Consider the following 18,860-nt stretch of genomic DNA (forward strand, 5'->3'; position numbering starts at 1 on the left):
ACCGTAGCAGCGGAGCTGCTCGGTTCCAAATCCGCGGTTCCGACCTGATCGGCCGGATCCGAGTAACTCGGATGGGGGCTGTCAGCTCGCGGGACCGGCCTGCCTGGTGTGACTCTTGCGAGTCACCGCTTGGTGTCCGTTCCTCCCTCTCGGGCTGACGTCGAGAACATTAGATCACCGATGCCGCGGACGCCAAATCGCCTCCGCCGGCGGGCATCCGACCGCGCATCGGCGCCCAGGTGCCCCGCTGGATCATCACTGCGCGCATCAGGTCCGGACGGTCGGTGATGATCCCGTCGACCCCCATGTCGAGCAGCTCGTGCATCTGCTCCGGGTCGTCGACGGTCCACACAACGACGCGCACGCCGAGTCGGTGAGCGCGTCGCACCAGGGACGCCGAGTGGATCGGCAACCGGCCCAGCTGGACCGGGACGTGGGCGAAGCGGCCCCGCACCGCGGCGGCCGGCGGCTGGACGCCGGCCTTCGCCGCAGAGATGAGCGCAACGAGCGAGCGCCATCCCAGTGCGGTGCGGAGGTGCGGTGCCTGCGATGCGAGCAACTGGAGCCAGCCGTCCCACGCGCCGGCCACGCACACCCGCTCGGCGACGTCGCGGCGCTGGAGGAGGCGGGCCATCGGCGCGATGGCCGCACGGTCCTTCAGGTCGACCGTGAAGCGCGCCTCGGGGAAGGTCAGGAGCGCCTCCTCGAGGGTGGGGATCCGCTCGGTGCCGCCGACCCGGACGTGTCGGTCGAGCTCGCCGAGGGTCCGGGCGCCGATCCGCCCCCTTCCGGTCGTGATCCGGTCGAGGGTCTCGTCGTGGAAGCACACGAGGTGCCCGTCGGCCGTGAGCCGGACATCCGACTCGATGTAGCGCAGACCCAGCGCCGTCGACATGGCGAAGGCCGCCAGGGTGTTCTCGGGTCCCAGAGCCGCCCCACCGCGGTGGGCGATCGCCAGGGGCTCGGTCTCCTCGCCGTAGCTCATGACTCGATGGTGGACCCCCTTCGCCACCGGATGTGTCCACAACGGGCCGGTGGGGCCGAGGGTTCACCGGGACTTCCACGTGCCGTTGCCGTGCCGTCGTCGCGGCCCGGTGACGTCGCCCGCGGGGAACTCGTGGGTAGGCTGACCAACGAACAGGCCACCCGTGGTGGCAGGTCCACGTCCACACGAGCAGGAGCAGCATGAGCAACGATCACGCCCGCACCGGCAGCACCGACCCCGTGACGCGACGTCCCGTCGGTCAGCCCGCCCCCGGGGAGACCGAGCGCACCGTCGGCCAGCTCGTCGCCGACGCCTCGCACGACATCTCCGCACTGGTGCAGAACGAGATCCAGCTGGCCAAGGCCGAGGTCACCAAGGGCCTGGGCTTCGGCGGCAAGGGCGCCGGCCTGCTCGGCGGCGCCGCATTCCTCGGGCTGCTCGGCCTGATCTTCCTCTTCCACACTCTGGCCCGGGTCATCGCGATCTGGCTGCCGGTGTGGGCGGGCTACCTGATCATCACGGTCGTCCTGCTCCTCCTCGCCGCGGCCCTCGGTCTGCTGGGCTACAAGGCCCTGATGAAGGCGAAGAACAACACCGTCCCGCAGCGCGCGATCCGCAACGCACAGGAGACCGTCGCCGCGATCAAGCCGGGCAGCTGAACCCGCCCGACGCGGCGGCCGCCCTCGTCGAGGGCCCGTGGGAGCACCGCTTCGTCTCGGCGAACGGCGCGCGCTTCCATGTGGCCCTGGCCGGGAGCGGCCCGCTCGTGGTCCTCGTCCACGGGTACCCGCAGTTCTGGTGGACCTGGCGTCACCAGATCCCGGCCCTCGCACACGCCGGCTACCGCGTCGCCGCCGTCGACCTGCGCGGCTTCGGGGCCAGTGACAAGCCGCCGAGCGGCTACGACGCCCCGACGGCCTGCGACGACCTCGCCGCGATCACGCGCAGTCTCGGCGCCGGCCGCGCCGCCGTCGTCGGTCAGGGGCTCGGCGCGTGGATCGCGTGGAGCATGCCCACGCACCACCCCTCGGTCACGGCGGCGATCGCTCCGCTCGCCATGCCGCACCCGGCGGTCTTCCACCGCGCCATGTGGCGGCATCCCCTGCAGTGGCGGGCCAACCAGTACCTGCGGGCCATGCAGGCCCCCTTCGCCTCCGAGCGTCAGCCACTGACCGTCGAGCGCCGTCTGCGCTCCTGGTCCGGGCCGGACACGTCGTGGATCACCGACGAGGTCGGCGAACGCTACACGGAGGCGATGTCCGTCCCCTTCGCCGGGCAGGCCGCCGCCGAGTACCACCGGTGGTTCTACCGGTGCCGACTGACCCCGACGGGGCTGCGGTACCTGCACCGCGTGCAGGAGCCGATCGAGGCGCCGGTGCTCCACCTGCACGGCGAGGCCGACCCGACGTCGTTGCCGGTCATGGGTCAGGAGAGCGACCGCTTCGTCCGGGGCCCGCTGGCCCGCTCGGCCGTGCCGGGAGTCGGCCAGTTCCTTGCCGAGGAGGCGCCCGACGAGGTCGGGTCGGCCCTCATCTCGTGGTTGGCCGCCGCGCACCCTGCGTGAGGTAGGGACGCACGACCCGCCACGGGAGGCGACGTCGTCTCCCTTCGTCCCAGGGGCGGGTCAGACCCGCCGCATCGAGGAGGACGCTCAGCAGCTGGGCCGTGAAGCCCCAGACGAAGAGGTCCGCCACCTCGAAGCCGGGGCCGACGTATCCACTCGGGCCCTTGACCGTGAACCGGTTGGCCGGGTCGACGAGGTCGTCCACGGGGATGCTCTCGACCCGGGCCACCTCGCCGGGGTCGACGACGCGAAGGGGGCCCGGCTGCGGCCACCAGCCGAGGACCGGGGTCACCGCATTGCTGCTCGGGCCCAGCCACAGGTCGGGGAAGGACCCGACGACCTCGATGCCCTCGGGGTCGGCACCTACCTCCTCCCACGTCTCGCGCAACGCGGCCTCGACCGGGGTCTCGCCGGGGTCGAGCTTGCCGCCCGGGAAGGAGACCTGGCTGGCATGGCTGCGCAGATGGCGCGAGCGCTCGGTGAGGACGATCTCGGGACCCGACTCCCCCGGCGTCACGAGCATGAGGACCGCCGATCGCCGCGGCGGGTCCTGCGGCGGCGCGAACTGCGTAAACCACTCGGGCAGGTCGGCGCGCAGCTCGGACTCGGCCCGGAGCAACCAGTGGGGGGCGATCGGGTGGGCGGTCACTGCGCGGACCCGGGCGCGAGCTCGTACTTGAGCAGCTTGGCGGCCTTGTCCGGGTCGGTCTCGCCGGCGCCGTAGGCAGGGCAGATGCGCGCCACCGGGCAGGCGCCACAGGCCGGCCGGCGGGCGTGACAGGTGCGGCGCCCGTGGAAGATCACCACGTGACTGAGCATCGTCCACTCCTTGCGCGGGATGAGCGCGCCGACGGCGTGCTCGACCTTGACCGGGTCCTCCTCGTCGGTCCACCCCATGCGGCGAGCCAGACGACCGAAGTGGGTGTCGACGGTGATGCCCGGGATCCCGAAGGCATTGCCCAGGACGACATTGGCCGTCTTGCGGCCCACTCCGGGCAGCTTGACGAGGTCCGCCAGGCGGGGCGGGACCTCGCCGTCGTGCTCCTCGACGATCGCGGAGGCGAGCCTGAGCACGGAGTTGGTCTTGGCCCGGTAGAAGCCCGTCGGTCGCAGCACCTCCTCCATCTCGGTGCGATCCGCGGCGGCGAGGTCGGGCGCCGTGGGCCACCGGGCGAAGAGCGTCGGCGTCACCTTGTTGACCGTCACGTCGGTCGTCTGCGCCGACAGGACGGTGGCCACGAGCAGCTGCAGCGGGGTGTCGAAGTCGAGCTCGCAGTGCGCGTAGGGGTACCGCTCGTGGAGCATCCGGTACATGCGCCGCGCTCGGCGGGTCAGGGCGAGCGGGGACTCGACGCGTTCGGCAGACACCCCCGCAGCCTAGGCCCCCTGCCGCGGAGCGACGTGGCACACTGCCCACTGTGAACCTCGATGTCGTACGCCGCGCCCCGCTCTTCGCGACCCTCGACGATGCCGACGCCGCACAGGTGATGTCGTCCATGACTCCCGTGCGGATGGAGCGCGGCGACGTCCTCTTCAACGAAGGGGATCAGGGTGACCGGCTCTACGTGATCACCGAGGGCAAGATCAAGCTCGGTCGCACCTCCACCGACGGCCGCGAAAATCTGCTCGCGATCCTCGGCCCGTCGGAGATGCTCGGCGAGCTGAGCCTCTTCGACCCGGGCCCGCGCACGGCGACCGCGACCGCCGTCGCCGAGACCCAGCTCATCGGTCTGGGCAACGAGCAGCTCACCCAGCTGCTCGGCGCGCACCCGCGCATCGCCGGCACGCTGCTCGCCGCGCTGGCCCGTCGTCTGCGCCGCACCAACGAAAACCTCGCCGACCTCGTCTTCACCGACGTCCCCGGTCGCGTGGCCAAGGCGCTGCTCGAGCTCAGCCAGCGCTTCGGCCGCCCCGTCGAGGACGGCGTGATGGTCGCCCACGACCTCACCCAGGAGGAGCTGGCCCAGCTCGTCGGCGCCTCTCGCGAGACGGTCAACAAGGCCTTGGCGGACTTCGCCTCGCGCGGCTGGCTGCGCCTCGAGGCCCGCGCCGTCCTCCTTACCGACGTCGAGCGCCTCCAGCGCCGCGCACGCTGACCCCGCATCCCTCGAAGGGCCCGGCCGCCTCAGGCGCCGGGCCCTTCGCGCGTCTGCGGCCGCGAAGGGCGGGGCCCACCAGATCGGGTGGAGGTATACGCGCGGCAGGTTCATCGGCGTGTTTACCTCCACCCAAAGCGGCGGGGGCCCACGCACGGGCGGACGAAGAGCGGGGCGGCCAACCGCGATCGAGAAGCGGATGCGGACGAAGGGTGGGGGTGGCCCGACTCATGAAGAAGTCCGGCCGACACACGGAGTGAGCGTTCAGGGAAGCAGCCGGACTTCTTCTTAGGGCCACCCCCACCCCTTCGGGAGCCCAGAGGGAGACTGCGGGAGGGCATCGAGACGCGGCGGCGGCGAGACGAGGAGACTCAGGCGCCCTCGAGGAACCGCATCTGCGCGAGCACCGACATCTTCGCGGCCGGCCAGACCGAGCGGTCGACGTCTGCGTAGACCGTCGCGACGACGGCGTCGGCATCACGCGCCCCCTCGGCCATGGCGGCCCGCACCTGGTCGAGCCGCTCACGGCGGTGCACCCGATAGAAGTCGACCATCGCCGCGGCGTCGGGAACCGTCGGACCGTGACCGGGCAAGATCGTGGCGACTGCCCCGTCACCGGTGAGCGCCTTGATGCGTTCGAGCGAGTCGAGGTAGGCCGCGAGCTCGCCGTCGGGGTGCGCGACGACGGTCGTGCCCCGACCGAGGACGGTGTCACCCGTGAGGAGCGCGTGGTCGGCCGCGAGCGCGAAGGAGACCGAGTCGGCGGTGTGCCCGGGGGTGGCCACGACCCGCACCTCGAGGTCTCCGGCGCGCAGGACGTCGCCGTCGGAGAGGTCGTCGTGTCCTCGGCCGACGGCCTGGACGGGGGCGCCGGTGAGCCGAGCGAGCCGGGGCGCACCCTCGCTGTGGTCGGCGTGCCCGTGGGTGAGGACGATGCGGGTGACCCGCGCGCCGAGCCCGGCGACGTGGTCGACGACGCGCTGCTGGTGGGCGGGCTCGTCCTCACCGGGGTCGATGACGATGGCGTCGCTGCCGCCGGGGCTCATGAGCACCCAGGTGTTGGTGCCGTCGAGCGTCATCGGACCGGGGTTGCCCTGGAGCAGGCAGTGCGCGTGCTCGGTGATCTGGCCTCCGGCCCAGTGACCGAAGGGAGCGGACGGCTCGGGAGCAGCGACGCTCACGGCAGTTCCGCCCGCATGGCGGGGCCGGCCTCGGTCTCGACGAGACGGGGCATGACCGGCGCGATCGGCAGGTCCTGCCCCAGCGCGGCGCTCACCGTGCTGACCTCGGCCAGCTGCTCGAGGCAGACGAGGGTCGGCGGCATGAGCATGACGTCGCCGTCGCCGAAGGCGCCGAGCGCGTCGCGGGGGTGCACCCACTCCGACAGGTCGGCCTCGCTCGTCTCGCCGTCGGGCTCCTGGCCCGGGGGGACGGCCGCGACGAAGAACCGGGTGTCGTAGCGACGCGGCTCGACCTCGGGCGTGATCCAGTGCCCGCGGTAGCGCAGCAGGTCGCTGCGCAGCACGAGGTGGTGCTCGAGGAGCACCTGTCCGAAGCCGATCTCGTGGCGCACGAGGCGGGCGCGCAGGTCGGCGGCGACCGCGGGGTCGAGGTGAGGGGTCTCCCCTTCGCCCGAGGCCGGGGAGGCGAGGAGCACGCCGGTCTCCTCGAAGACCTCCCGGATCGCCGCTGCGACGAGCATCCGGGCGCTCGCCTCGTCGGTGCCGAAGACCTCGGCCCACTCCTCGACCGCTGGGCCGGCCCACGGGAGCTCGTCCTCGGCGTCGCCCCGGTCCACGCCACCACCGGGGAAGACGTGCATCGACGGGGCGAAGGCCATCGACGAGGCCCGCCGGAGCATGAAGACCTCGAGCGGCCCCTCGTCGTCACGCACGAGCATGACGGTCGACGCGAGCTTGGGCTGGGCCGGCTCGGTGACGGCCGGAGGCTCCCCGGCGTCGAGCCCCAGCAGAGACTCGCGCAGCGAGCCCAGCACGAAGTCGCGCTGGACCATCAGTCGCGGATCCGGACCGTCACCTCGACCTCGACGGGCGTCCCGAGGGGCAGCGCCGCAACGCCGACGGCCGAGCGGGCGTGCTCTCCGGCCGCGCCGAAGACCTCGCCGAGGAGCTCGCTGGCGCCGTTGATCACGCCGGGCTGACCGGTGAAGTCCGGTGCGCTGGAGACGAAGCCGACAACCTTGACCACCTGCTCGACGCGGTCGAGGTCACCGATGGCGCCGCGGATGGCGGCCAGCGCGTTGATCGCGCACAGGCGGGCCATCTCCTTGGCCTGCTCGGGGTCGACCTCGGCACCGACGTGGCCGGTGACGGGGAGCGCACCGTCGACGAGGGGCAGCTGCCCCGAGGTCAGCACGTGGTGACCGTCGACGATGGCCGGGACGTAGGCGCCGGCCGGCGCGGGCGGGTCAGTCAGGGTGATGGACAGCTCCGCGAGGCGCTCGTCGATGCGTCCCATCAGGCCGCCTTGGGGCGCTTGAGGTAGGCCACGAGGTTGCCCCCGTCGCCCTGCAGGACCTGGACGAGCTCCCAGCCGTCCTCGCCCCACTGGTCGAGGATCTGCTTGGTCGCGTGGACGATGAGCGGCACGGTGACGTACTCCCACTGGGTCATGTCGGCACCCTACTCGTAGACTTACGGGCGTGACCGATCCCTCCGCATCCCCCGTTCGGCTGCACGTCGTGAGCGGCAAGGGCGGCACCGGCAAGACGACCGTCGCCACGGCGATGGCGCTGGCTCTCGCCGCCCGCGGGCAGCGCGTGCTGCTCGCGGAGGTCGAGGGCCGGCAGGGGATCTCGCAGGTCCTCGACGTGGCCCCGCTCGGCACCGAGGAGCGCACGGTGGTCACCGACCCCTCCGGCGGCGAGGTCGTCGGGCTGTCGGTCGATGCCAAGACCGCGCTGCTCGAGTACCTGCAGAAGTTCTACAAGCTCGGCCGCGCCGGCTCGGTGCTGGAGAAGGTCGGGGCGGTGGACTTCGCGACGACGATCGCCCCGGGTGTGCGCGACGTGCTGCTCATCGGGCGCGTCTACGAGGCGGTCGGCCGCGTGACGAAGGGGGCGAAGAAGCGCCCCGCGTACGACGCCGTCGTCCTCGACGCCCCGCCGACCGGCCGGATCGGCCGCTTCCTCAACGTCAACTCCGAGGTGTCGGAGGTGGCCAGGGTCGGCCCCGTGCGCAACCAGGCCGACTCGATCACCCGGCTGCTGCAGAGCCCGATGACCGCGGTGCACCTCGTGACCCTCCTCGAGGAGATGCCGGTGCAGGAGACCAAGGACGCCATCGACGAGCTCGGCGGGCTCTCCCTTCGCGTCGGGTCGGTCGTCGCCAACGGTGTGCGCCAACCCCTCGTCGCCGACGAGGACGCCGAGGCCGTCGCCGACCAGGACCCCACGGTGCGCGCCGCGCTGGAGGAGGCCCTCGCCGCCGTCGAGGTCACGGCGCGCCCGGCCATCGTCGCGGGGCTCCTCGCGGAGGGTGCCGACCACGTGGACCGCGCCCGGCTGCAGGCCGAGCAGCACGACGTCCTGGGCGAGCTCGACGTCCCGGTCAGGGTGCTGCCCCACCTGCCCGACGGCGTCGAGTCCGGCGGGCTGCGCCTCCTCGCCGACCACCTCGACGAGCAGGGAGCCATCTGATGGCGAAGGACACCGGCCTCGACCTGGACGCCGTCATCGGGGACCCCGAGCGGAGGATCATCGTCTGCTGCGGGTCCGGCGGGGTCGGCAAGACGACGACCGCCGCCGCACTCGCGGTCCGCGCCGCGGAGCAGGGCCGCCGGGTCGTCGTGCTGACCATCGACCCCGCGCGTCGGCTGGCCCAGTCGCTCGGGCTCGACGAGCTCGACAACACCCCGCGCCCGGTCACCGACATCGACACCTCCGCCGGCGGTTCGCTCGACGCGATGATGCTCGACATGAAGCGCACCTTCGACGAGGTCGTCGAGGCGCACGCGGCCCCGGACAAGGCCGCCCAGATCCTCGCCAACCCCTTCTACATCGCCGTGTCGAGCTCCTTCGCCGGGACGCAGGAGTACATGGCCATGGAAAAGCTCGGGCAGCTGAGGGGGCAGATGGCCGAGGGCACGCAGGACTGGGACCTCGTCGTCGTCGACACCCCGCCGTCGCGGTCGGCCCTGGACTTCCTCGACGCACCCAAGCGCCTCGGGTCCTTCCTCGACGGCCGCTTCATCCGTCTGCTCTCCGCCCCGGCCAAGGTCGGCGGGCGGGCCTCGCTCAAGGTCTTCAGCGCGGGGGTCTCGCTGGCGAGCGGGATCATGACCAAGCTGCTCGGCGGCGAGTTCCTCCGCGACGTGCAGACCTTCGTCGCGGCGATGGACACGATGTTCGGCGGCTTCCGCCAGCGCGCCGACCAGACCTATGCCCTCCTCTCGCGGCCCGAGACCGCCTTCGTCGTCGTCGCCGCCCCCGAGCGCGATGCGATGCGCGAGGCGGGATTCTTCATCGAGCGCCTGGCGAGCGACCGGATGCCGCTGGCCGGCGTCCTCGTCAACCGCGTGCACACCACGGCCGCCAAGCAGCTGAGCGCCGGCCGCGCCGAGGACGCCGCCGCGGCCCTCGACGAGCTCGGCGGCCACGAGCTGGCCGCCTCGCTCCTGCGGGTGCACGTCGAGGTCGCCGAGACCGCCGCACGGCACCGGGCGATGATCACCCGCTTCCGCACCTCGCACCCGGGCGTCCCGACGGCCGCGGTACCGGCCCAGCCCCTCGACATCCACGACCTCGACGGGCTGCGGGCGATCGGCAGCGCACTCGGCGGGCGCTGACCCCCTTCGTCGGCCGTCGCCATCCCCGCGCGGGCTCCCCCGGACGCACAGGTTGCCCGGTTACCCTGTGCCGCATGTCTGACTCCGGGATGCCGCATCTCTTCCGCCTGCTCGGCGCCTTCGTCGCCGTCGCAGTCGGTATCGGTCTCGTCGGCGCCGGCCTGGTCATCCCGCTCGCGGGGGCGACCGGCGGCGCGGCCCAGTCCACGGCGGAGGGGTTCAACAACCTCGACGACGAGTTCACCGCGACCGCACTCGCCCAGCAGTCGAAGATCTACTCCTCCGACGGCAAGCTCCTGGCGACGCCCTATGACGCCAACCGGATCGTCGTGCCGCTGAGCAAGATCTCCAAGACGATGCAGCAGGCGCAGATCGCCATCGAGGACAGCCGCTTCTACGAGCACGGTGGCATCGACGTGCGTGGCACGACCCGCGCCCTCGTCTCCAACGTCAGCTCCGGTCAGACCCAGGGCGGCTCGTCGATCACCCAGCAGTACGTCAAGCTGATGCTCCAGGAGAAGGCGGTCCGCGAGGACGACCAGGAGGCCGCCCAGGCCGCTGTCGAGCAGACCTACAGCCGCAAGCTGCAGGAGCTCAAGTACGCGCTCAACGTCGAGAAGACGCACACCAAGGACCAGATCCTCTCCGGCTACCTCAACCTCGCCCTCTACGGCGACCAGGCCTACGGCGTCGAGGCGGCCGCCAAGCACTTCTTCAGCAAGCACGCCTCCGAGCTCAACCTCAGCGAGTCGGCCACGCTGGCCGGCGTCGTCCAGTCGCCGAGCCGCCTCAACCCCCGGACCAACCCCGAGGAGGTCCAGGAGCGTCGCGACCTCGTCATCAACCGCATGCAGTCGCTCGGCATGGTGACCCCGGCCCAGGCCGACGCGGCCAAGGCCAAGAGCGTCAAGAGCACGCTGAAGATCAAGGAGAACGAGGGCGGCACCTGCTCCAAGGCGGTCGACCCGTACTTCTGCAACTACGTCATCCAGTACCTGCGCCAGATGCCCGAGCTCGGCCCCGACCCGGACGCGCGCATGCAGGCCATCAACACCGGTGGCTTCACGATCAAGACCACCCTGCGCCGCTCGTGGCAGAAGAACCTCAAGCAGGAGCTCACCGAGCGGGTGCCCGCGGGCACCGAGCGCTTCGGCTCCGCGGCCGCCATGATCGAGCCCGGCACCGGCAAGGTGCGCGCCATCGCCCAGACCTCCACCTACAAGGTCGGTCTGAAGAAGGCCTCGACCCGCTACTCGGAGCAGGCGTGGAGCGTGCCCGCCCAGTACGGCGGCACCAACGGCTTCGCGATCGGCTCGACCGCCAAGATGTTCGCCCTCGTCGCCGCTCTGGAGAAGGGCAAGCCGATGGAGTCGACGATCAACACGCCGGACGGCACGCAGGCGACCTTCATGCCCAAGCAGTTCAACAGCAAGTGCACGACCAACTCCCCGTGGGTCGTCGCCAACGCGGAGAAGGCCGTGGGCGGCCCGATGACGATGCGCCAGGCGACGAAGATGTCGGTCAACACCTCTTTCGCCCAGCTCGCCTCCGACATCGGCTCCTGCCGGATCCCCAAGGTCATGGCGAAGATGGGTCTGACCGACGGCTACGGCCTGCCCTACGGCCTCAACTACAACGGTGGCGTCAAGACCAAGGACGACTACGCGGTCTCCAACCTCGTCCTCGGCTCCGACTCCTCGACCCCGCTGCAGCTCGCCTCGAGCTACGCGACCCTCGCGGCCGACGGCAAGTACTGCCCGCCCAACCCCATCGAGTCCATCACCACGGCCAACGGCACCAAGATGAAGATCAAGCCGCCGGCGTGCAAGCAGGTCATGGACAAGGACATCGCCCGTGGTGTCACCGACCTGCTGACCGAGACGATGACCCCCGGCGGCACCGCCAACGCCATGGTCCTCGACAACGGCCGCCATGCCGCCGCCAAGACGGGTACCACCGACAACAACAAGCAGTCCTGGTTCGCAGGCTTCACCAAGCAGCTGTCCACGGCCGTCTGGGTCGGCTCGCCCATCCGCGAGTACGAGATGACCGGCGTCAACATCGGCGGGCAGTTCTACCCGAAGGTCTACGGCGGCACCATCGCCGGGCCGATCTGGAAGGAGGTCATGGACGAGGCGTCGGAGGGCATGGCCAAGAAGCGCTTCACGAAGCCGAGCAAGGAAGTCATCAACGGCGACATGCGCTCCATCCCGGACGTGACCGGCATGGGCCCGACCCAGGCCAAGGAAAAGCTCGAGAAGGCCGGCTTCAAGGCCACCGAGGGCAGCCAGGTCAACAGCACCGCCCAAGCTGGCGCCGTCGCCTACACCCAGCCGACCGGGCAGGCCCTCAAGGGCACGACCGTGACGATGTACATCTCCAACGGCGTCCCGCCCTACACCCCGCCGCCGGCCCCGACGACGACCCAGGCGCCAGCCCCCACGACGACGCAGGCACCCGCCCCGTCGACGACCCGCTCGTCGAGCTCGACCTCCAGGCCGTCCTCGTCGACAACGCGGAGCACGACAACGTCGCGCCCCAGCGCCACCCGCTCGACGCCGACACCCCGCCAGACGGGGACGCGGCCGAACGGCAACGGCAACGGCAACGGCAACGGCAACGGCGGCAACACCAACGACTGACCCATGACCGAAGGGGGGAGGTCACCGGCGACGGTGACCTCCCCCCTTCGTCATGTGCTGGCCGGGTCAGCCCGCCAGACGCGCCTTGACCTTGGCAGCGATGGCCCCGCCATCGGCACGGCCGGCGGCCTCGGCCTGCGCGGCCTTCATCACCTGACCCATCTGGGCCATCGACGTCGCGCCGACCTGCTCGATGGCGCGGTCGACGATCGCGGTGAGCTCGTCGTCGCCGAGCTGGGCCGGCAGGTAGGTCTCGAGGACCGCGAGCTCGGCCTCCTCGCGCTCGGCCAGCTCGGGGCGGCCGGCGTCGCGGTAGGCGGTGGCCGACTCCTTGCGCTTCTTGGCCTCCTTGGCCACGACCTTGAGCGTCTCGTCGTCGCTGAGCTCGCGCGCCGACTCGCCCGACACCTCGGCATTGCTGATCCCCGTGAGCACCATGCGCAGGGTGGCGACGCGCACCTGCTCGCGGGCCCGCATCGCGGTGTGGAGGTCGTGCTGGAGGGTGGCCTTGAGGGTGTCGGTCATGACTCGATTGTGGCAGCACGGGCACATCTGCTCGATCGCTTTGCCAAGATGTGCCCCGTGACCACCACTTCCGTGACGCGCGTCGTGGCCGGGACGGCCGCGGCCGGTGCTGCCGCGCTCGCATGGGGCGTGCTCGTCGAGCCGCGCCTGTTCACCCTGCGGCGCTTCACCGTGCCGGTACTACCCGCTGACGCCCTGCCGGTGCGGATCCTGCAGGTGAGCGACATCCACATGGTGCCGGGGCAGCAGGCCAAGACGGAGTGGATCCGGGGGCTGGCCGCGCTCGAGCCGGACCTCGTGGTCAACACCGGCGACAACCTCAGCCACCTCGAGGCGGTGCCGGCGGCCCTCGACGCCCTCGCGCCGCTGCTCGAGCGGCCCGGCGTCTTCGTCATGGGGTCCAACGACTACCACGCCCCCGTGCCCAAGAACCCGGCCCGCTACCTGACCAAGGACCACGCCAAGGTCGTCGGTTCGCGGGTGGAGCTGCCGACCGAGGAGCTGCGCGAGGGCATGGCCTCGCGGGGCTGGGTCGACCTCGACAACGCCCGCACGAGCCTGACCGTGGCCGGCTCCCGTCTCGACCTGGTCGGTGTCGACGACCCGCACATCCACCGGGACGACTACGCCGCGGTGGGCGCGCCGGCCGACCCGGCCGCCACGACACTGGGCGTCACCCACGCTCCCTACCAGCGGGTCCTCGACGCCATGACGGGCGATGGCGCCCGGCTGGTCATCGCCGGGCACACGCACGGCGGCCAGCTCTGCGTGCCGGGCGTGGGTGCGCTCGTCACCAACTGCGACCTGGACCGCCGCCGGGCGAAGGGGGTCTCCCGCTGGTGGCCGGGTGCCGGCGCCGGCGGCGCAGCTCCCGCCGACGCCGCCTGGTTGCACGTGTCGGCCGGCCTCGGTGCCTCCCGCTTCGCTCCGGTGCGCTTCGCGTGCCGACCCGAGGCCACCCTGCTCACCCTCGTCCCCGAAGGGCCTGCCCGATGAACCTGCGTGAAGCCGCCTCCCTCGTCGCGGCAGCCGTCTTCGCCGGCGGCACCTCGACCTGGGCGATCGCGAGCGCCGCCCCGGCGGTGGACCTGCCCCCGGCTCCGACGCTGTCGACGAGCACGTCGAGCAGCTCGTCCTCCTCGTCGACCTCTCGGACACGGACGTCGAGTTCGAGCACCTGGTCGAGCACCTCGTCGACGACCTCGACGACCTCGACGACCACCGAGGAGCCGGCGTCCGAGCCGACGACGACCGAGGAGGTCGTGCCGGAGCCGACGACGACGGCTCCTCCGCCCACGGAGACCTGGACTCCTCCGGTCGAGACGACCCCGTGGACCCCGCCGCCCGCCGAGACGACTCCGTGGACCCCGCCGGCCACCGAGACCGCCCCTGTCGACCCCGGGGTCACCGAGACCACCCCGACCGACGAGGTCACCGAGACACTGCCCTACGACCCGTCCACGCAGACGGACCAGATGCCCTGAGCCCGATTGTCGATCCGGGCGGCGACTGGGTTATCCTTCCTTGGCGCCGCTCGGAGACGAGGGGCGCAGGCACCACGGGGTGTGGCGCAGCTTGGTAGCGCGCGTCGTTCGGGACGACGAGGCCGCAGGTTCAAATCCTGTCACCCCGACCCGCCGAAACCGGCTCAGATCCGCTAGAAATGCGGGTCTGGGCCGGTTTTTGTTTGCCCTCTGGGCATAACTGGGACACAACGGCACAGCTCGCGGACAGCAAGGACCCCCGCGAGGCTGCCACCTCCGGGGGTCTGACGACAGCAACTGAGAGGTGCTGACGTGAGACCTAGCGTAGCCATCCACGCTCCGCCCGTGAAGGGCGTCGAGCACCTGGCCGTGCACGCACGTGTCTCCTCTTGCTCGCCTGTGTCATCTCCTGTCACGGCGGGAGGTGGTGCCGCTGGGTAGCCCCGACCGCTCGACGCGGCGCTGGACAGGGCCTCAGCCGCGACACCAAAACGATCGACGCCACCGGTGACTGACCTCCAGGTCTGCGAACCGGCGCAGACCGCCCCACGTAGTGCAGTGCACGGCCGTCGCGGGGTCTTGCGATCAGCTCGCTCTCGAATCGGGAGCGGGCCAGTCGGCGTGGGATGGAATCAACGTGAGGTCGGATCTTTGGGAGGGATTCCCACAGGTCTGCCCCTGGCCTGCCAGGGCCCCGCTCGACTGTCGGTCCTCACCGGCACACTCGGCCCATGGAACTACCGACCGTCGTCGCTGTCGTCATCGCTGTCGTCTCCTTGCTCCTCAACATCGCGGCCGTGCTGATCTCGAAGTCGCAAGTAGCCGCAGCCAAGAGCCAGACGGAGGTCCAGCGACAGATCCATCGTGACTCGTCACAGCCCTATGTCTGGGCAGACATCCGCCTGAACCCCGACGACGGCGCAACCCTCGACTGGGTCGTCGGCAACTCGGGCCCCACCGTGGCCACAGATGTGACATTCCGCGTCGACCCGCCGTTCGGTGACATACATCCACTCACCTCCGCGGCCATCGAACGCATGACGAACGGCATCGCGTCGCTCCCGCCGGGGCGGATCAATTGGTGGAGACTGGGAGCAACCTACGACTTGATGAAGTCGACGGGCCCTCAACCGCGCACCATCACCATCGACGCGACGGGGCCGTTCGGCGCCCTCCCGACTTTGGAGTACGTCGTCGACATCACCGACTTCCGTGAAGCCAATGTCCACCCCGATGGGAGCCTGCACCTGCTCGCCAAGGCCGTAGACCGCCGCCCTTCCGCGAAGGATGTATCAGCCCTCACGGGGGCGCTTCACCGCTTGGCAGAGCAGCGAGCAGACGATTCGTCGATAGGCGAGTGAGCGCAGCGCTTGCACAGGCTGGATGCGAACGGCTGGTTGCTCGGCGTCACCACGCAATCGATGGGACCCTTGCTCCGAGGCTTCTACTGAACGGCGAAGAAAACCTCAACCGAGATGAGGAAGGTGACCAGCGAGGTGGGACCACGCTCCAGCGTTTGGGCCCTCATCGCGCTGCCGTTGCTCGGCGTCGGTCTGGGTGCGGTCAACGTCGCGGCCAACTTTGACCTCATCCCAGGCTCGTACTGGATGGCCAAGGTCGTCGGACGCGAGTGGGGATGGCTCCTCGCGGGGTTCGCCGCCGCGTGGGCCGGGAAGACGTGGAAGTCGTCGCTCGCTCGGGCTCTGACGTTGCTCGTCCCAGCCGTCGCGACTTACGTGGCCCTCGACGCCGCCATGATCGCCCGCACGATCGACGGCACCATCTCTGGTCCCGGTCTGGTCCTCGTCGAAGGCATCTTCTGGGAGGTTGCCGCGATCGTCGCGGCCGCGGGCCTGGCTGCAGTCCGTCGTCTGATCTCCGTAGACGGCCTTGTCGGGATGGCGGCCACAGCCGCGCTCCCCACCTACATCGCCTACTCCGCCTGGACCGCTCGACGCAATGCCGTGCGGGCGGGAAACGATGACCCGGCCCTCATCGACGTGACGAATGTTCTGCTGCCCGCGGCGCTCATCGTGGGCGCCGTCGCCACATTGGCCCGGGTGATGACGCAGCAGTCCAGCCAGCGCAAATCGCCAGGAGCCGATGTCTCCATGGACGCGTGACCCTGTTCCCAGGCCCTTACGGCCCTTCGTGACTGACGTCGGCTGTCGGGCCCACTTGGCACTGGCTTCGGAGGTTTCGTCCGACACCGTTTGTAGGTGGGTTCTGACACCGCTGAGACGTGGTCTGGGCCGGCGATGGTGGTCTCCGCCGACACCGCCGCTTCGCGCGCCTGAGCTGCGGTCAGGTCGTGCGCTGCTTTGCGGCTTGGGCCAGGCGGTAGGAGTCGGTGCCGGTCTCGAGGATGGTGCCGCCGAAGGTGAGACGGTCAACGATGGCAGCGCAGAGTCTGGGGTCGGTGAAGGTCTTGGTCCAGCCGCCGAAGGACTCGTTGGACGCGATCGCGACAGAGGCCTTCTCCTCGCGCTCGGTGAGGACCTGGAACAACAGCTCGGCTCCGCGCCGGTCGAGTTGCATGTAGCCGAGTTCGTCGATGCACAGCAGGTCGACGCGACCGTAGCGGGCGATGGTCTTGGCGAGCGTCATCTCGTCGGCAGCCTCGACGAGCTCGTTGGCGAGTTGGGTCGCAAGGGTGTACTTGACCCGGTAGCCGGCCATGGCGGCCTCGGTGCCGAGGGCGATCAGCAGATGAGATTTGCCGGTGCCGGAGTCGCCGATGAGGCACAGCGGCTGGCCCTTCTGGACCCATTCGCACTTGGCGAGGGTGTGGATCACGGCGGGGTCGAGATTGGGGTTGGCGTCGAAGTCGAAGGCCCGCAGCGACTTCTCGCGCGGGAACTTGGCGGCCTTGATCCGACGCTCGGACCGGCGTCTGGCGCGATCGTCGCACTCGGCGAGCAGCACTTCGGCAAGGAACCCGCGGTAGGACATCTGCTCATGCCCGGCCCGGTCGGCGTAGTCGGCGAAGGAGTTGCGGATGGTGGGCATCCGCAGCATCCGGCAGGCCTGGTCGATCGCGGCGTCGGCTGCTTCCTCTGTCATCCCTCGGCGCTTGGTGGTCATGGTGCGGCTCCTTCGTTCGGCGGGTCACGGCGGCTGGCCAGCAGTTGGTCGTACTTGTCCACGCTCGGCAGCGGCCGAGTGTCGGCCGGGATGTGGGCGCGAAGCCGGCGCTCGGTCAGCGATCGCACGGCAGGGGTCTCGCCTTCACCGTGTGCCGTGTCGCTGCCCATCAAGGGGGTCGGGTGGTGTGCTGTCGTGTCGTCGGCTTCGCCATCTGCCGTCTCGTTGCGCTTGCGCGCTTCCAGTGCGACAGCGTCGGCCGTGAGCGCGCCTGCACGCAGCGCTGTCGCGAGCCCGGCGACGACGTGTTCGTGTGGAAGGTGTCGGTGCAGCATCAGGACCTCGATCAGGGCCCGGGTGCCGTCGGCGTCGCCGTTCGCCTTGCAGGCCGCGGCCCACCAGGCGTCGTGAACGGGAGTGAAGCTCCCTGATGCCCTGGCCTGTTCCAGCGCTGTCGCGCCGGGTAGTGCGCCGGGTTTGCGGAGGAGGACCTCGAGGTAGTGATCCAGGTCGACCCGGGTCGCGCCCTTGGTCATCAGCCGCTCATGGCGGGCGATCTCGGTCTTGCCGTCGAACACAACCAGGTCACTGGCGTTGAGCAGCACCCGGGCTTGACGGCCGGCCATGCGCGCGGGGACAGAGTACTTGTTCATCCTGACCGAGACCTGCGCGTAGCGGTCCACGCGTGGGTTGAACCAGCGGCCGGTCTCGAACGGCTCGTTGGGCAGTGGCGCGAGGAGTGGCTGCTCGGTGGCGAAGTGTTCCCCGACAGTGCGGGCCCGCGACCCGATCCGCCGAGTGTCGTCGGCTTCGTCCCAGGCGTCGACCAAAGTGTTGAGCTCGGCGAGGGAGTCGACTTCGGGGATGGGGACCAGGTGGTTGCGACGGAACCACCCGATCTGCCCCTCGACGCCGCCTTTCTCGTGCGCCCCTTGGATGCCGGGCTGGCAATAGAAGGCCTCGATGCCGTAGTGAGACCGGAACGCGGTCCACCGGTCGGCTTCGACCCGTTGACGGGAGAACCCGATCACGCTGGCGACTGCGGCCTTGAGGTTGTCGTAGCGGATCTTCCCGGTCGGGACGCCCCCGAGGACCCGGAACGCGTGCGCGTGCCCTTCGAAGAAGGCTTCTTGCCCGGCGGACGCACTGATCCTGTGTGCGGCCTTGCCGGAGTAGGAGAGTCGCAGGCTGAACAGGGTGCAGGTGACGAGTTCGCCGCGCAGGCGGATCGCGACCTCGCCGAAGTCGACCTCGGCCTCGCGGCCGGGCAGGTGCTCTTGCGGGATGAACGTGTTCGTGGGTTCCCGACCCGCTTCGATCCGGATCTCGCGGCGTCGGGTGGCGACGTACTCGCGCACCATCCAGTACGACACATCGGTGGCGTGGCGTTCATCCAGTAGCCGGTCGAAGATCCGCTTGGCGGTGTGCCGCTGCTTGCGGGGCGCGTCCAGGTCTGCGCGCAGCCAGTCGTCGATGGCGTCTCGGTACTGGTCCAGTCGTGAGCCCCGCTTCGGGGGTGGCTTCCGCTCCTTGGGCCAGGCCGACTCCAGCGCGGCGACCACGGTCCGGTACCCCACGCCGTGCTTGCGCTGCAGGGCGCGGTTGGACATCCCGGCGCGGACATCGCGCCGGATTGCGGAGTACAGGTCGACCCTGGACCTACCCGCCGGCACG

General features: G+C 70.5%; 20 protein-coding genes and 1 tRNA gene. 10 read left to right on the forward strand and 11 right to left on the reverse strand.

The annotated features are described in order from the left end of the window. Positions 1-169 precede the first annotated feature (169 nt). Complete coding sequence (locus B9B60_RS16110) at positions 170-985, reverse strand: glycerophosphodiester phosphodiesterase family protein (RefSeq protein ID WP_084453033.1); 816 nt, start codon at positions 983-985, stop codon at positions 170-172. 200 nt (positions 986-1,185) lie between these two features. Here B9B60_RS16110 and B9B60_RS16115 point away from each other — a divergent pair, with 200 nt between their 5' ends. Together B9B60_RS16115 and B9B60_RS16120 are read left to right on the forward strand one after the other, a co-directional pair. Continuing rightward, positions 1,186-1,644 carry a phage holin family protein gene (locus B9B60_RS16115; RefSeq protein ID WP_084453035.1) on the forward strand — a complete coding sequence of 153 codons (459 nt, stop codon included), beginning with the start codon at positions 1,186-1,188 and terminating at the stop codon, positions 1,642-1,644. A gap of 107 nt (positions 1,645-1,751) precedes the next feature. Continuing rightward, positions 1,752-2,549 carry an alpha/beta fold hydrolase gene (locus B9B60_RS16120; protein ID WP_234993908.1) on the forward strand — a complete coding sequence of 266 codons (798 nt, stop codon included), beginning with the start codon at positions 1,752-1,754 and terminating at the stop codon, positions 2,547-2,549. On the opposite strand, the gene B9B60_RS16125 is transcribed toward B9B60_RS16120, so the two are convergent. Together B9B60_RS16125 and nth are read right to left on the reverse strand one after the other, a co-directional pair. Then, the gene (locus B9B60_RS16125; protein ID WP_223277651.1) at positions 2,515-3,198 is read right to left on the reverse strand and encodes an NUDIX hydrolase; all 684 of its coding nucleotides are present in this window, start codon (positions 3,196-3,198) and stop codon (positions 2,515-2,517) included. The genes B9B60_RS16120 and B9B60_RS16125 overlap by 35 nt on opposite strands. Continuing rightward, on the reverse strand, positions 3,195-3,863 hold the full coding sequence (gene nth, locus B9B60_RS16130; RefSeq protein ID WP_084453037.1) for an endonuclease III: 669 nt from the start codon (positions 3,861-3,863) through the stop codon (positions 3,195-3,197). The genes B9B60_RS16125 and nth overlap by 4 nt, the downstream gene beginning before the upstream one ends. Positions 3,864-3,967: 104 nt before the next feature. On the opposite strand from nth, the gene B9B60_RS16135 reads away from it, so the two are divergent. Continuing rightward, on the forward strand, positions 3,968-4,645 hold the full coding sequence (locus B9B60_RS16135) for a Crp/Fnr family transcriptional regulator (RefSeq protein WP_072625509.1): 678 nt from the start codon (positions 3,968-3,970) through the stop codon (positions 4,643-4,645). Positions 4,646-5,016: 371 nt separating this feature from the next. On the opposite strand, the gene B9B60_RS16140 is transcribed toward B9B60_RS16135, so the two are convergent. The 4 genes from B9B60_RS16140 to B9B60_RS17025 form a co-directional block, all read right to left on the reverse strand. Next, positions 5,017-5,724: an MBL fold metallo-hydrolase gene (locus B9B60_RS16140; RefSeq protein ID WP_185222407.1), complete on the reverse strand. Its 708-nt coding sequence runs from the start codon at positions 5,722-5,724 to the stop codon at positions 5,017-5,019. A 98-nt stretch (positions 5,725-5,822) separates the two neighbouring features. Continuing rightward, on the reverse strand, positions 5,823-6,659 hold the full coding sequence (locus B9B60_RS16145) for an NUDIX hydrolase (RefSeq protein WP_200811258.1): 837 nt from the start codon (positions 6,657-6,659) through the stop codon (positions 5,823-5,825). Continuing rightward, complete coding sequence (locus tag B9B60_RS16150) at positions 6,659-7,123, reverse strand: RidA family protein (RefSeq protein WP_084453039.1); 465 nt, start codon at positions 7,121-7,123, stop codon at positions 6,659-6,661. The genes B9B60_RS16145 and B9B60_RS16150 overlap by 1 nt, the downstream gene beginning before the upstream one ends. Further along, on the reverse strand, positions 7,123-7,278 hold the full coding sequence (locus tag B9B60_RS17025) for a Sp36 family protein (RefSeq protein WP_007926759.1): 156 nt from the start codon (positions 7,276-7,278) through the stop codon (positions 7,123-7,125). The genes B9B60_RS16150 and B9B60_RS17025 overlap by 1 nt, the downstream gene beginning before the upstream one ends. Positions 7,279-7,307: 29 nt before the next feature. Here B9B60_RS17025 and B9B60_RS16155 point away from each other — a divergent pair, with 29 nt between their 5' ends. From B9B60_RS16155 to B9B60_RS16165, 3 genes are all read left to right on the forward strand, one after another. Further along, positions 7,308-8,303, forward strand: coding sequence for an ATPase BagA (locus B9B60_RS16155; RefSeq protein WP_084453040.1), 996 nt, complete (start codon positions 7,308-7,310; stop codon positions 8,301-8,303). Beyond that, positions 8,303-9,451, forward strand: a complete 1,149-nt coding sequence (locus B9B60_RS16160; RefSeq protein ID WP_084453041.1) for an ArsA family ATPase — start codon at positions 8,303-8,305, stop codon at positions 9,449-9,451. The genes B9B60_RS16155 and B9B60_RS16160 overlap by 1 nt, the downstream gene beginning before the upstream one ends. Before the next feature lie 74 nt (positions 9,452-9,525). Then, positions 9,526-12,093 (forward strand): penicillin-binding protein, encoded by a 2,568-nt coding sequence (locus tag B9B60_RS16165; RefSeq protein WP_084453042.1) that lies wholly within the window; start codon positions 9,526-9,528, stop codon positions 12,091-12,093. 66 nt (positions 12,094-12,159) lie between these two features. Here B9B60_RS16165 and B9B60_RS16170 read toward each other — a convergent pair whose 3' ends face one another. Then, positions 12,160-12,618, reverse strand: coding sequence for a GatB/YqeY domain-containing protein (locus B9B60_RS16170; RefSeq protein WP_084453043.1), 459 nt, complete (start codon positions 12,616-12,618; stop codon positions 12,160-12,162). A gap of 57 nt (positions 12,619-12,675) precedes the next feature. Here B9B60_RS16170 and B9B60_RS16175 point away from each other — a divergent pair, with 57 nt between their 5' ends. Beyond that, on the forward strand, positions 12,676-13,614 hold the full coding sequence (locus B9B60_RS16175) for a metallophosphoesterase (protein WP_223277653.1): 939 nt from the start codon (positions 12,676-12,678) through the stop codon (positions 13,612-13,614). Here the strand turns inward: B9B60_RS16175 and B9B60_RS16180 are convergent. Then, entirely contained in the window at positions 13,583-14,053 is a 471-nt protein-coding gene (locus B9B60_RS16180) for a hypothetical protein (protein ID WP_143445630.1), read from the reverse strand. The two genes, B9B60_RS16175 and B9B60_RS16180, sit on opposite strands and share 32 nt — an antisense overlap. A 124-nt stretch (positions 14,054-14,177) precedes the next feature. Between B9B60_RS16180 and B9B60_RS16190 the strand changes: the two genes are divergently transcribed. From B9B60_RS16190 to B9B60_RS16200, 3 genes are all read left to right on the forward strand, one after another. Beyond that, a tRNA-Pro gene (locus B9B60_RS16190) sits at positions 14,178-14,251 on the forward strand. A gap of 582 nt (positions 14,252-14,833) precedes the next feature. After that, entirely contained in the window at positions 14,834-15,463 is a 630-nt protein-coding gene (locus B9B60_RS16195; RefSeq protein ID WP_084453049.1) for a hypothetical protein, read from the forward strand. 123 nt (positions 15,464-15,586) lie between these two features. Then, positions 15,587-16,225, forward strand: a complete 639-nt coding sequence (locus tag B9B60_RS16200; RefSeq protein ID WP_084453051.1) for a hypothetical protein — start codon at positions 15,587-15,589, stop codon at positions 16,223-16,225. A 181-nt stretch (positions 16,226-16,406) separates the two neighbouring features. Here B9B60_RS16200 and istB read toward each other — a convergent pair whose 3' ends face one another. Next, the gene (gene istB, locus B9B60_RS16205; protein WP_084453053.1) at positions 16,407-17,186 is read right to left on the reverse strand and encodes an IS21-like element helper ATPase IstB; all 780 of its coding nucleotides are present in this window, start codon (positions 17,184-17,186) and stop codon (positions 16,407-16,409) included. Continuing rightward, positions 17,183-18,859: an IS21 family transposase gene (gene istA / locus B9B60_RS16210; protein WP_084453094.1), complete on the reverse strand. Its 1,677-nt coding sequence runs from the start codon at positions 18,857-18,859 to the stop codon at positions 17,183-17,185. The genes istB and istA overlap by 4 nt, the downstream gene beginning before the upstream one ends. Position 18,860 lies beyond the last annotated feature (1 nt).

It is taken from the genome of Janibacter indicus, from assembly GCF_900176385.1.
In the GTDB taxonomy this organism is placed as follows: domain Bacteria; phylum Actinomycetota; class Actinomycetes; order Actinomycetales; family Dermatophilaceae; genus Janibacter; species Janibacter indicus.